Genomic DNA, 13572 nt, shown 5'->3' with positions numbered 1-13572 from the left:
CAATGTGTTTCTTTATTTATTTGGTCTCAATTCAAATTTTATCGTTCTATTTTCATGCGTAAACTCCGGTCTATACGTAGCGATATACGTATTTTCTTTCGCTACGTCAAATAGCATGATATCTTGAATTTTTTCATCTGGTGCTAACTTTTTACTAATAAAGCTATCAGGGTTATTATATTCTTTAAATCTTGTACCTTTCTTATCGGTAATCTCAAATTCATAAAATGCAAAAGGTATTTCCTTTTTACTATTATTTTCTACTTTGAAAATAATCCCCAAAATCTCCTCTTTCTTTTTATTCTCATCATAATCCGGATATCCTAATTTAACTGAATCGATAGTTACTTGCAAACCATCTACGTCTACTGTCTCCCCTATTTTATACACTTTATCTTGAACATCTTCTTGTTTACTTTCATTACTATCTTTAGTCTCAGTGCAAGCACTTAAACTAAAAGCTATGCCAAAAATTAAAACAATTTGACTTACCTTTTTTAACATACTCTTTCCTCCACATAAGACAATATTTCATATGTATCATAACAAAACGCTTTACTCTTTCTTGTCATATTTTGTCGTATTAATTGTTAACTGCACAAATAGAAAAAAGCTATCTTCTACAAAAGATAGCTTTCATGATGCCGATGAAACCTTAAGCCCAATGACACCCAAAACAATAAAAAGAATACAAAATGCTTGAAATAAACTAATATGCTCTTTAAAAAAGTACACACTAATAATTGTAATAAGTAATGTTCCAACGCCAGACCAAATAGCATAAGCAATACTTAAATGAATCTTTTTCACAACGATGGCAAACACGCTGAAACAAATCCCATAAAACACGAAAATCAATACACTTGGAACGAGCTTTGTTAAACCATTTGATAGTTTCATCGCAATTGTTCCAGCTACTTCAAAAATAATTGTAACAAGTAATAATAGCCAATATACCATACTAGAATCTCCTTCTCTGTTACCTTATAGAGATTCTAGTATACTACTTATAGTCCCAATGAAATATATTTAATTTCTAAATATTCCTCGATGCCGAAATGGCCTCCTTCACGACCGATACCACTTTCTTTAAATCCACCAAATGGTGCTTGTGCAACTGATGGAAGACCATCGTTTAGACCGATAATACCGTACTCTAACGCTTCACTAATTTGGAATGCTTGGCTAATGTCTTTCGTGAAAATATACGCAGCTAAACCGTATGGTGTATTGTTTGCACGTTCGATTACTTCATCAACTGTTTTAAATTTCGCAACTGGTGCCACTGGCCCAAATGTTTCTTCATTCATACAAAGCATCGTATCATTTGCCAACCCAATTACAGTCGGTTGAATGAAATGTCCCTCTAACTCTGCGACCTTTTGACCACCATATAAAACTGTTCCACCTTTTTGAATAGCATCTTCAATATGTTCTTGTACTTTTGAAACTGCATTCTCATCAATAAGTGGCCCGACAGTCGTTCCGTCACCGAAACCGTCTCCTACTTTCAACTGCCCTACTGCCTTTTGGAACTTCTCTACAAATACTTCGTATACTTCTTCTTGAACGAATACTCGGTTTGTACATATACACGTTTGTCCTGCATTACGGAATTTCGAACCAATCACCGCTTCTACTGCTTTATCTAAATCTGCATCATTCATTATGATAAACGGAGCGTGTCCCCCTAACTCAAGCGAAACTTTTTTCATCGTTTGCGCCGCACTAGCCATTAACTCTTTCCCGATTTCCGTTGACCCTGTAAAGGACACTTTTCGAACGCGACCATCTTCCATCCATGTATCAGCAATTGCTTTTGCACTACCTGTTACGATATTGATTACGCCCTTTGGAATATCTGCTTCATGGGCTAATTCAGCTAATTTCAATGCAGTTAATGGCGTTTGACTTGCCGGTTTCACAACGGCTGTACAGCCTGCTGCAAGCGCTGGGGCTACCTTTCTCGTAATCATAGCAGCTGGGAAGTTCCAAGGTGTAATAGCTGCCATAACGCCAACTGGTTGCTTCATAACTAAAATGCGCTTATTCGGATGAGCAGCAGGAATCATTTCACCATATACGCGTTTCCCCTCTTCTGCATACCATTCAACAAAACTGTTTGCATAATTTACTTCACCAAGCGCTTCTGCAAACGGCTTCCCTTGTTCCTTCGTCATAATCGCTGCGATCTCTTCTTTATTTTCATCAATAAGCATGAACCACTTTTTTAACTTCGTTGCACGATCTGCTGCCGTTAACTTAGACCACGTTTTAAAAGCTTCATGTGCAGCATCAACAGCTTGCTTTGCCTCTGTTACTCCGCCTTTTGGTACAGTTGCAAATATTTCCTTCGTCGCAGGATTATTTACTTCAATTTGTTCTTGTAGTGTAATCCACTCACCATTTATATACATCGCCTTTTTATCTATACTTACGAAAGTCGCCTTTTTATCCAATGTTTTCTTCCTCCTCTATGAACTTCTTAATTTTTCTAGTAGCAGCAGATTGACTAATTTGCAAAAACTCAGCCACTTTATAACTTGATCCATACGTTTTATACGCTTTAAGAATTATATTTCTCTCTACCTCTTCCAGCATTTTATAAAGGCTTTGCCCCGATTGTTCAACTGCAGCCTCTTGCATAGAGAGTGGCAAATCCTCTACCGTTACAACATCATCAACAGTAATAACAATTCTCTCAATTACATTCTCTATTTCTCTATTGTTCCCTTCCCACGGATATCCAACAAACATTTGTAACGTACTCGGCGCTAGTTTCACATCACGTCCGTACTTTTTATTAAAGTGCTGCAAGTAATGATAAATAAGCGGCAAAATATCTTCTGTTCTTTCCCTAAGCGGGGGAATTGCAATTGGAATGACATTCAAACGATAGTATAAATCTTTCCGAAATGTTCCTTGTTTCACCATCTCGCTTAAATCTCTATTTGTTGCCGCCACAATTCGAACATCTACTTTTTTTAATTCTCTTCCGCCTATAGGACGAAATGTTTTTTCTTGCAATACTTGCAAAAGCTTCGCTTGAATTTCAAGCGGCATTTCACCGATTTCATCTAAAAAAAGAGTTCCTTTATGCGCGGATTCTAATAGTCCCTTTTTCCCTTCACGATTCGCACCTGTAAAAGATCCACCTGAATATCCAAAAAGCTCCGATTCAATTAAATTAGTTGGTAATGCCGCACAATTAATTTCATAGAAACTTTCATGCTTACGGTGACTCACTTCATGTAAATGGCGTACTAATCGACTTTTTCCTACTCCAGTCTCGCCTAAAACGAGAACAGTACTATCCACTACAGATACTTTTTTGATTGTATCGACTATTTTTTGCATAGCTAGACTTTTAAAAATAAGTCCTTCATGCTCATATGTTTCTCTTAATTCTTTTTTATATGTTTTTAGCTGATTATCCATTTCCTCTACCTTTTGACGTAATTGATAGAGTTCAGTAAGGTCGCGAGAATAACTAATCACTCTTCTTAAATTTCCCTCATCATCAAAAACAGGCCTTGTACGAACGTGTAAATACTCTCCTGATTTTGTAGTTTGAACGAGTTCAATTGGCCTCTTTTTTTCAATCACTTCTAATGTCGCTGATGGATAAAAGATTCCATCCTTTTGTAGTTCTTTTACATGCTTACCAACTAACTCTTCTGCAGCTAGTTGGTAGTGCCTTTCACATGTACTATTTACACGTACAACGATCCCTTGCTCATCTGTAACAAAAATTTCGTCAAACGCATATTCAAATACATCTTTTAAATCCATTAACACTCGTTCCTTTTCTGCAACCATCCTAGCCACTCCTAACTTCAAATCCATCGATCCACTTCACTACCTTTATTATAAAGTGAATTTTCTGCATTTAATATAGAGTCAGCTAGAATGTTTGCTATTTATACTTCAGTTTTTAAACGCGAGCGATGTTTGTTTGCTCATAACAAGCTTGCAATGATTCTTCAATTATTGTTAAACCTTCTTCAAGTTGCTCATCTGTAATAACTAAAGGCATTAACACACGGATAACATTTCCATATGTCCCTGCTGATAATAACAGTAACCCACGCTTATTTGCTTCTGCACATAGATTAGCCGTTAACGTTTTGTCAGGTGCTTTTGTCTTACGATCTTGAACGACCTCAAATGCACACATTGCGCCTAACCCACGCACATCACCGATGCAATGATATTTATTTTTCATCTCTTCGAATCGGTTCATTACGACTTTTCCTAATTCTATCGCTCTATCATTTAATTTCTCATTTTCTATTACATCGAGAACAGCTAATGCAGCCGCACATCCTAATGGACTTCCTGCATACGTTCCACCAAGTTCACCTGGTGCAGACTCATTCATAATTTCTTTACGTCCAATGACACCACTTATCGGTACACCAGCACCTAATGATTTAGACACTGTAATTAAATCTGGAACGACATCATAGTGATCAATTGCAAAATATTTTCCTGTACGACTAAAGCCTGTTTGTATTTCATCCGCTACAAATAAGATGCCGTTCTCTGAACAAATGCGGCGTACTTCTTGAACAAATTTCTTACTTGGGACGATAAATCCACCTTCCCCTTGAACAGGTTCCATTACAACAGCTGCAATTGTTTCTGGTGCTACTTCCGATATGAAGAAGTTCTTAAACTCTTCAATAATAAAATCATCATACTGCTCTTCCGTTAATCCCTCTGGGCGACGGTATTCGTATGGAAATGGCGCTTTATATACTTCTGGAGCAAAGGGACCAAACCCAAATTTATATGGCTTCACTTTACTTGTCATCGTCATTGTCATTAATGTACGCCCGTGGAAACCTTTAGAAAATGCGATAATACCAGGTCTCTTCGTATATTTACGAGCGATTTTCACCGCGTTCTCAACTGCTTCTGCACCACTATTTAAAAACAGGACTTGCTTATCGAAACTTCCTGGTGCCAATGCCGCAAGCTTTTCTGCTAATTCAATATATGGCTCATACATCATAACGTTAAATCCAGTATGAATGTATTGATCGACTTGTTTATGGAGCGCTTCTTTAACCGTTGGATGACAATGCCCTACGTTAATTGTCCCGATTGCTCCTGCAAAATCAATGTACTGATTGCCATCAACATCTGTTACAAGAGCACCATTGGCAGATCGTACAAACGTTGGGATGCCGTTACTTACTCCTTTTGGTACTATATTTTGACGGCGTTCTAATAAAGATGCCGCTTTCGGTCCTGGAATTTGTTCATTTACTTTAGCAAATTTTTTTGTGTTCATTGTGTACCCCATCCTTTTCTTTACATTGTTTTCTCTTTTTATTGCAAAATATATGCCAACTTTCTTTTCTAGCATTTATCCTATATTCTTTGTATCCAGGCATAAAAAATAAGTCTATAAAGACTCATTAAGAGTCTTTATAGACTTATTTTCCTTACACATTAGACTTTTCTTTCTCCCAGAAAAACTCACCCGATTGAGAAATAAACTCTCCAACAGAATCTAACACTAAATCAGCAAGTGGTTCTAATGTTGGACGGTCTCCTGTACCAGATAGCACCCCAATTGCATAGCAATCGCCATTTTTAGCTAAATGTAAATCAGTTGGCGTATCTCCAACAACCGCAACCTCACATGATTCTAAATTAAATTTCTCACAAAACACTTCTATAATCTTTTTATCTGGTTTTTGCGCAGGGAATGTATCCGAGGCTATAATATAATCAAAAAAGTTCTCCAACTTATATTGTTTTAAAAATAATTCTGTTGGTGCAAAATCATCCGCCGTGACAACCCCTAATATAAATCCTTTATCTTTTAATGCCTGTAACACTTTCGGTAAGTCTGCGGTCATTTTCATATGCGAACGATGCTCATACATAAGGGAAAATAACTTCTCACTTACCCACTGATGCATCTCTTCTTCTCTAGCAGACTCAATATAATTACAAAGCCCCTTCGCTACATCAAGGCTTGTTCCAGCAGCTATTGCACTCCTTGGATTAACAAATGCTCCCTCTACACCAATCTCTTCTAATAAGGTCTGCCGCATTGTACTTGGTAAATGATATAAACTTATACATTCAGCTACAAGTTCTTCAGCTACTTTTATCCATATTGAATGAAAATCCATTAATGTCCCATCTTTATCAAATAATATCGCCTTTACCTTCTCCATAGCACCCTACCTCTCATTTCTTATCTCTTCCAGTGTATCAATAAAGTATGGATGTAAAATAAAAGAATTGTAAAAATACCATAAAAATCAAACTAACTCCCAATTTACAATTCATTTTAACAAAGTAAAAAAGGATGCCTTTACAGGGCATCCTCTTGATGTTCAGGAACAAATAGTTCTAAACAATGATATATATTTTCGAATTCCATCGGTGCATCTCCACCATACTCACCATCTAAATTAATCATTAGTTTATCTGGTGAATGTACTTTAATTCGGTTCGCTTGTGTATATAACACTTTTGGATTATTAATATGTTCACCACGTTGTGCTTGTGTTGCTGCTTTAATTAAATCAGCGATAGAACCTTTTTTCAGTACTAATAGGTCAAATAACCCATCGTTAATAGATGCATACGGTGCTACCTTTTCAAATCCACCTACTGAACGAGTATTCGTAATTAAAAACATCGTAATTTCTTCTTGTAGTAACTTTCCATCATACTCAATTTCAACATATGTCGGATGCAATGATGGTAACATCTCGATACCTTTTAGGTAATAAGCAAGCTGCCCTAATACTGTCTTTAACTTACTCGGTACTTCGTATGTTAATTCTGTAATACGACCGCCACCAGCGATGTTAATAAAATATGTATCGTTCGCTCTACCAAGGTCTAATGGCACTGTTTTTCCTTCGCAAATAATATCTGCTGCCTCTTCAATAGAACGAGGTACACCAATTGCACGTGCAAAGTCATTTGTCGTTCCAACTGGAATAATTCCAAATTTCGGACGGAATTCATGCCCAACTAAACCGTTTACTACTTCATTTAACGTACCGTCGCCACCAGCCGCAATAACAACATCAAACTTACGATCCGCAGCTTGCCTCGCCGCCACAGTAGCGTCTCCAGGACCCGTTGTCGCATGACAAGATGTCTCATAGCCAGCTTGTTCTAATTTTTGTAATACTTCTGGTAAGCTCTTCTTAAATAGCTCACGCCCAGAAGTAGGATTATAAATAATTCTTGCTCGCTTCATCATTTATTAGCACAGGAAATTTCTTTATGTATCGAAAAAGAACATACTGAACTTCTATTCAGTATTCCCATGCCTACCTCCTCTCATCTTGCTATCCTTCTTTTATCCCGCTCAAACAGGCAGTAAGAACCCGATTCGTGTAGTCCATCAAAAGTAAATATTCATTTCAATGGTTTTTTATTTGACCCCAAAATTTATCCCGCTATTTGCGGGCAGTAAATGCCCGATTGGTGAGGGCTAATAATCAGTGTTGGATGAACCTCCCACTGATTAAAGTTTCACTTTATTTCTATCCATTCTTCCATAAAAATTTACATATAACGAATAATAACTATCTATTATTTCATGAGATGAAAAAAACCTCTATGTTTAGATTTATCATTATTCCCACCTTTTTGCAACTATCATACCATAGTTGCTATACAAACATTTTTCCACTTTTGACAGTTAATCAAACGTTTGTTTAAACGATTTTGTCTCATTTAAACAAACGTTTGATTAACCTAGAAAAACACCCATGTACGGGTGTTTTTCTGCTTAATCTTTAAAAGTTACTACTATTATCGCTTATTAATCTCTTCAAGTAAGATTTTGTTAACAAGCGGTGGATTTGCTTGTCCTTTTGTAGCTTTCATAATTTGACCAACTAAGAAGCCAATTGCACGGTCTTTACCGTTTTTAAAGTCTTCGATAGATTGCTCATTATTATCAAGAATTTCTGTTACAACTTTACGAAGTGTACCCTCGTCAGAAATTTGAACAAGACCTTTCGCTTTAACGATTTCTTCTGGGTCTCCACCTTTTTCAATTAATTCATTAAATACTTTCTTCGCGATTTTAGAAGAAATTGTACCTTTTTCAATTAATTGAACCATTTTAGATAAACCAGCAGGCGTTAATGCAACGTCTTTTAATTCTTTTTGTTGTTTGTTTAAGTATGCAAGTACTTCACCCATTAACCAGTTCGATGTTAATTTCGCATCAGCACCGTCTGCAACAGTTGCTTCAAAGAAATCAGACATCTCTTTCGTTAATGTTAACACGTGTGCATCATAAGCTGGTAAGCCTAGTTCTGCAACGTAGCGAGCTTTACGTGCATCTGGAAGTTCTGGAATAGAAGCTCGAACTGCTTCTTTCCACTCATCATCAATGTAAAGTTCAACTAAGTCTGGCTCCGGGAAGTAACGGTAATCGTCAGATCCTTCTTTCACACGCATTAAGATTGTTTTCTTCGTTGCTTCATCATAACGACGTGTTTCTTGTTGGATGATACCACCAGATAACAGTTCTTTTTCTTGGCGCACTTGCTCGTGCTCAAGACCTTTTTGTACGTAAGTGAATGAGTTTAAGTTTTTCAGTTCCGCTTTTGTACCGAACTTCTCTTGTCCAACTGGACGAAGAGAAATGTTCGCATCACAACGTAAGGAACCTTCTTCCATCTTACAATCAGATACACCAGTGTATTGAATGATTGATTTTAACTTCTCTAAGTATGCATATGCTTCTTCTGGCGTACGCATATCTGGCTCAGATACGATCTCGATTAAAGGCATACCTTGACGGTTGTAGTCTACTAATGAACCATCAGCTGTATGCGTTGATTTACCAGCATCTTCTTCTAAATGAAGACGTGTAATACCGATACGTTTCTTTTTACCGTCTACTTCGATTTCAATCCAACCATTTTCACCAATTGGCTTATCAAATTGAGAGATTTGGTAAGCTTTCGGGTTATCTGGATAGAAATAGTTTTTACGGTCAAACTTCGTTTCCGTTGCGATTTCACAGTTTAATGCCATTGCAGCTTTCATCGCAAAGTTAACTGCTTCTTTATTTAAAGTAGGAAGTACCCCTGGGTATCCTAAGTCAATTACACTTGTTTGTGTATTTGGCTCCGCTCCGAATTCTGTTGGACTCGCAGAGAAAATTTTCGAATTTGTTTTTAACTCAACGTGAACCTCTAAACCAATAATTGTTTCTAAATTCATCTATGCTCGCCTCCTTACAGACTTGCTTTTTTTGTATGATAGTCTGTTGCTTGCTCAAACGCATGTGCAACGCGGTAAATTGTCGCTTCATCGAAGTGTTTACCAATGATTTGTAGACCAAGTGGCATGTTGTTAGCACCGAATCCACATGGAACTGAAATCGCTGGAACACCCGCTAAGTTTACTGGGATTGTTAAAATGTCATTTGCATACATTGTCATTGGATCGTCAACTTTTTCTCCCACTTTAAATGCCGGAGTTGGTGTTGTTGGTCCAATAATAACATCATAGTTAGCAAATACATTTTCAAAGTCGTTCTTAATTAATGTACGTACTTGTTGTGCTTTTTTGTAATATGCATCATAGTAACCAGAGCTAAGAGCAAATGTACCAAGCATAATACGACGTTTAACTTCATCACCGAAACCTTCACTACGTGTGTTTTTGTAAAGATCTAATAAGTTATTTACATTATCAGAACGAACACCGTAACGCACGCCATCAAAGCGTGAAAGGTTAGCAGATGCTTCAGAAGAAGATAGTAAGTAATACGTTGCTAGAGCGTATTTAGAGTGTGGAAGAGATACTTCCTCCCAAGTTGCGCCCATACCTTCTAATACTTTTAAAGCAGCTAGTACTGACTCACGAGCTTCTTCGCCAACACCTTCGCCTAAGTATTCTTTCGGTACAGCAATGCGTAAACCTTTAACATCGCCTGTTAAACCAGCTAAATAGTTTCCAACTTCAACGTTTGCAGAAGTTGCATCCATGCGGTCAATACCTGAAATAGCTTGTAATAAGTATGCATTGTCTTCTACTGTACGTGTAATCGGTCCGATTTGGTCAAGTGAAGATGCGAATGCTACTAATCCGTAACGAGATACGCGTCCGTAAGTTGGTTTTAAACCTACAACACCGCAATATGCAGCTGGCTGACGGATAGAACCACCCGTATCAGAACCTAGAGAGAATAGTACTTCTCCTGCTGCTACAGCTGCTGCAGAACCACCACTAGATCCGCCTGGAACGTAATCTAAGTTCCATGGGTTTTTCGTAGCGTAGAATCCTGAGTTTTCATTTGAAGAACCCATTGCGAACTCGTCCATGTTTAATTTACCGATTGTAATTGTGTCAGCAGCTTTTAGCTTTTGCACAACTGTCGCATCATAAATTGGATCGAAGTTTGCTAATATTTTGCTTGCACAAGTTGTACGAAGACCGTTAGTTACAATGTTATCTTTTACACCAATTGGCATACCGAATAATAAACCATTATCTTCAGCGCCGATTTTTGCATCTAATTCTTTCGCTTTTGCGCGTGCATTTTCTTCATCTAATGTAAGAAAGGCTTTTACGTTATCTTCAACATCCGCAATACGTTTGTAAGATTCTTCTACTAAATCCGTAACGGAAATTTCTTTGTTGTTTAACTTCTTATGTAACTCTGATACTGAATGATCAAATAATGACATCGAAATTCCCCTCCTCTATTCTAATACTGCTGGAACACGGATTTGATTATCTTTGTGATCCGGTGCATTTTTTAATACTTCTTCAACTGGTAAACCTTTTTCTGGTACATCTTCACGCATAACATTTTTCATAGTTAATACATGAGTTGTTGGTTTTACATCTGTTGTATCTAATTCATTTAACTGTTCTGCAAATGTAACAATTGCATCTAGTTGTTTTTGAAATTTTTCTGCTTCTTGATCAGTAATTGCAAGACGTGCTAAATGTGCTACGTGCTTTACATTCTCAACGGAAATTCTTGACACGGCTAGGCCACCTCCATAATATATCGTTCAATCTACAATACTATTGATGATACCAAATTTTCAGTACTTCAAGCAAGTCAACACAGAGTACTTACGCCATTTTTACATAAAAAAAGAAAGGCAAATGCCTTTCTTTACAATTTACTCTTTATCTAACGGTTTATTTTTTGGAAATCTCTCGTTATCTTCTTCATTATCACGAATTGTTTTTTGTAATACAAAACAAGACATCGTTAAAAATAATGTTCCAATTAAATAGTATCCTTTTACACTAAGCGTTTCATCTAACGTATAAATCCCAATTAGCATACCTGAAAGCGCACAAACAAATGAAGTCCATGCTAAAAATGTGAACGCTTGCGTATTACGTCTTCTCATTGTTCTCCCCCTCGTTAGCTGTATACCCATTATAGATAAGTATATTTACCATGATGGATTTTTATGTAAATTCTAGTTTTATATTTATAAATCTATCATAAAAGAATACTATTTTAAAGAAAGTTTTCTGTCTAATCTGAAAAAATAATTAAAACCATTGACAATTTTTTCTATTCTACATAAAATAAAAATAAATATTACGAACCTCGAAATATACGGGAGTGGAATTAATTGTTGCAATATGAACATTTTTTAGACTTACTGCTAGATAACGCCAAGAAACTTTTCTATCCTGAAGAATGGGTAAGCCTAGATTTAACACTTTCTAAAACAGAAGTATTTTGTTTACTTTGGATGGAACGAAATACAGATATTACAATGACGAAAATTGCTGACCTTCTTGATATACCGATGAGTACAACGACGGGCGTTGTAAATCGCCTTGTAAAAAAGGGATATATTGAGCGCTACCGTGATGAAAACGACCGACGTATTGTATTAATTCGGTTAACAGAAAACGGCGTAATGCTCGTTCAAGAAGTAAAACAAAATGCAGCCCACTACTTTAGCTTAGTGACAGAAGCATTGTCAGAAGAAGAAAAAGCATTCTTACTACAAATCTTCCAAAAGATTATGAATCACATTGCTACGTCACAGCAAAAAACAGAAGAAAAAGTTTCTACACCTAAAATGAAAAACATTCCGATTGAATAAAACCCTATCTGGGTTTTTATTCAATCATTTACTTCGACACTCGTAATATTCGATATTCGAAACAAAGGAGATATGAATGATGAGAATTATTTTGTATACAGGTAAAGGCGGCGTAGGAAAAACTAGCATTTCAGCAGCAACAGCAATTCAAAGCGCAAAACAAGGATTAAAAACTTTAGTCATGAGTACAGATCCCGCTCATAGTTTAGGAGATTCATTTGGTATAAAGCTATCTTCTGAGCCATTAGAAATTCGTGAAAATTTGTGGGCACAAGAAATTAATACGATTTATGAGATGGAAAAAGGATGGGGAAAATTACAGAAATATATTACACTACTCTTCACTTCCAAAGCAGCCGATGATATTACAACAGAAGAATTAACGATGTTTCCTGGTATGGAAGATTTAATTAGCTTACTTCGCGTACTCGATTATTATAAACAAAACACATATGATGTTATCATTATTGATTGTGCTCCAACAGGAGAAACATTAGCAATGCTAAGCTTTCCAGACATGCTCGGCTGGTGGATGGAAAAATTGTTTCCTATTAAAAGAAAAGTTTTAAAAGTCGTTCGTCCTGTAGCTCAACCACTCCTTGGTGTCCCTCTTCCAACCGATGATATTATGGACGAATTAACAAATACACTTGAACAGCTTGGAGAAATGAGAGATATTTTATCAAACCGAGAAGTAACAAGTATCCGCATCGTTGTAAATCCTGAAAAAATGGTCATTAAAGAAGCTCAGCGTAGCTTTACTTATTTAAATTTATACGATTATAACGTAGATGCCATTATGATTAATCGCGTCATCCCTAACACCGTCACCGATCCTTATTTTCAAGCATGGAAAGATACACAGAAGAAATATAAAACATTAATTCAAAATAGTTTTGATCCACTTCCTATTTACGAAGCTCCAATGTTTGAACAAGAAGTTGTTGGTTTACCTATGTTAGAGCGTGTAGGAGATGCTTTATTTAAAACTGATCATTGTCCTACTGAAGTGAAATTTAACGGCCGCACACAATATGTAAGAAAAGATGGCGATGATTATATTTTCATTCTTTCTATTCCCTTCTCAAACAAAAGTGAACTTTCATTAAATCAAAAAGGTGATGAGCTAATTATTCGAGCTGGCTCTGTGAAACGAAATATTACATTGCCAAAAACGTTAACACACCTTTCTATTCAAGGGGCAAAATTTGAAGAAGATATACTAAACATTCGGTTTGGAGGTGTAGTGCATGCATGAGGAACTACTACGAAGGGTAATTCGTACAAAAGTAAAAGTTGGGATGCATATATTAGAAGAGCTACCTAATCCAATCCAGCAATCAGCTAAGCAAATATTAAATATTTTGCAAGAGGAGCTAGCTGCTTATCCGAAAGAACAAGATCATCATGAAGTTAATTTAAAAAATATCATAATTGAATAACTATCTCTGTATAGAGGGCCCTTTTTAGGCTT

The 13572-nt window shown here is 36.5% G+C and carries 14 protein-coding genes; 3 read left to right on the top strand and 11 right to left on the bottom strand.

Translation table 11 applies throughout. The features are described from left to right. Positions 1–12: 12 nt before the first annotated feature. From ACS2QP_RS19730 to ACS2QP_RS19680, 11 genes are all read right to left on the bottom strand, one after another. Positions 13–504 carry a DUF4352 domain-containing protein gene (locus ACS2QP_RS19730; protein WP_000915110.1) on the bottom strand — a complete coding sequence of 164 codons (492 nt, stop codon included), beginning with the start codon at positions 502–504 and terminating at the stop codon, positions 13–15. A 132-nt stretch (positions 505–636) separates the two neighbouring features. Continuing rightward, positions 637–960 (bottom strand): DMT family transporter, encoded by a 324-nt coding sequence (locus tag ACS2QP_RS19725; protein WP_000263262.1) that lies wholly within the window; start codon positions 958–960, stop codon positions 637–639. A 47-nt stretch (positions 961–1007) separates the two neighbouring features. Next, entirely contained in the window at positions 1008–2459 is a 1452-nt protein-coding gene (gene gabD / locus ACS2QP_RS19720) for an NADP-dependent succinate-semialdehyde dehydrogenase (protein WP_438882754.1), read from the bottom strand. Then, positions 2452–3819 carry a sigma-54 interaction domain-containing protein gene (locus ACS2QP_RS19715; RefSeq protein WP_000225136.1) on the bottom strand — a complete coding sequence of 456 codons (1368 nt, stop codon included), beginning with the start codon at positions 3817–3819 and terminating at the stop codon, positions 2452–2454. The genes gabD and ACS2QP_RS19715 overlap by 8 nt, the downstream gene beginning before the upstream one ends. A gap of 115 nt (positions 3820–3934) precedes the next feature. Beyond that, entirely contained in the window at positions 3935–5299 is a 1365-nt protein-coding gene (gabT, locus tag ACS2QP_RS19710; protein WP_033685433.1) for a 4-aminobutyrate--2-oxoglutarate transaminase, read from the bottom strand. 154 nt (positions 5300–5453) lie between these two features. After that, the gene (locus ACS2QP_RS19705) at positions 5454–6197 is read right to left on the bottom strand and encodes an HAD family hydrolase (protein ID WP_000416672.1); all 744 of its coding nucleotides are present in this window, start codon (positions 6195–6197) and stop codon (positions 5454–5456) included. A gap of 140 nt (positions 6198–6337) precedes the next feature. Further along, positions 6338–7243: a diacylglycerol kinase gene (locus tag ACS2QP_RS19700; protein WP_000977679.1), complete on the bottom strand. Its 906-nt coding sequence runs from the start codon at positions 7241–7243 to the stop codon at positions 6338–6340. Positions 7244–7800: 557 nt separating this feature from the next. Next, complete coding sequence (gene gatB / locus ACS2QP_RS19695) at positions 7801–9228, bottom strand: Asp-tRNA(Asn)/Glu-tRNA(Gln) amidotransferase subunit GatB (RefSeq protein ID WP_001047685.1); 1428 nt, start codon at positions 9226–9228, stop codon at positions 7801–7803. Positions 9229–9242: 14 nt separating this feature from the next. After that, positions 9243–10700 (bottom strand): Asp-tRNA(Asn)/Glu-tRNA(Gln) amidotransferase subunit GatA, encoded by a 1458-nt coding sequence (gatA, locus tag ACS2QP_RS19690; protein WP_000051433.1) that lies wholly within the window; start codon positions 10698–10700, stop codon positions 9243–9245. 15 nt (positions 10701–10715) lie between these two features. Then, entirely contained in the window at positions 10716–11006 is a 291-nt protein-coding gene (gene gatC, locus ACS2QP_RS19685) for an Asp-tRNA(Asn)/Glu-tRNA(Gln) amidotransferase subunit GatC (protein ID WP_000086999.1), read from the bottom strand. A 141-nt stretch (positions 11007–11147) separates the two neighbouring features. Beyond that, the gene (locus ACS2QP_RS19680; protein WP_001254393.1) at positions 11148–11384 is read right to left on the bottom strand and encodes a YiaA/YiaB family inner membrane protein; all 237 of its coding nucleotides are present in this window, start codon (positions 11382–11384) and stop codon (positions 11148–11150) included. 231 nt (positions 11385–11615) lie between these two features. Here ACS2QP_RS19680 and ACS2QP_RS19675 point away from each other — a divergent pair, with 231 nt between their 5' ends. The 3 genes from ACS2QP_RS19675 (at position 11616) to ACS2QP_RS19665 (ending at position 13540) form a co-directional block, all read left to right on the top strand. Continuing rightward, positions 11616–12098 (top strand): MarR family winged helix-turn-helix transcriptional regulator, encoded by a 483-nt coding sequence (locus ACS2QP_RS19675; protein ID WP_000942482.1) that lies wholly within the window; start codon positions 11616–11618, stop codon positions 12096–12098. Between the two features lie 76 nt (positions 12099–12174). After that, on the top strand, positions 12175–13356 hold the full coding sequence (locus ACS2QP_RS19670) for an ArsA family ATPase (protein ID WP_002182396.1): 1182 nt from the start codon (positions 12175–12177) through the stop codon (positions 13354–13356). Beyond that, complete coding sequence (locus ACS2QP_RS19665; protein WP_438882753.1) at positions 13349–13540, top strand: DUF3926 domain-containing protein; 192 nt, start codon at positions 13349–13351, stop codon at positions 13538–13540. Before ACS2QP_RS19670 ends, ACS2QP_RS19665 begins: the two co-directional genes overlap by 8 nt. Positions 13541–13572 lie beyond the last annotated feature (32 nt).

Origin of the sequence: Bacillus cereus group sp. Bce019, from assembly GCF_051781745.1 — a bacterium.
In the GTDB taxonomy this organism is placed as follows: Bacteria; Bacillota; Bacilli; order Bacillales; family Bacillaceae_G; genus Bacillus_A; species Bacillus_A cereus.
Note: the sequence above shows the minus strand (reverse complement) of the source record. Positions and strands in the feature narration are given on the sequence as shown.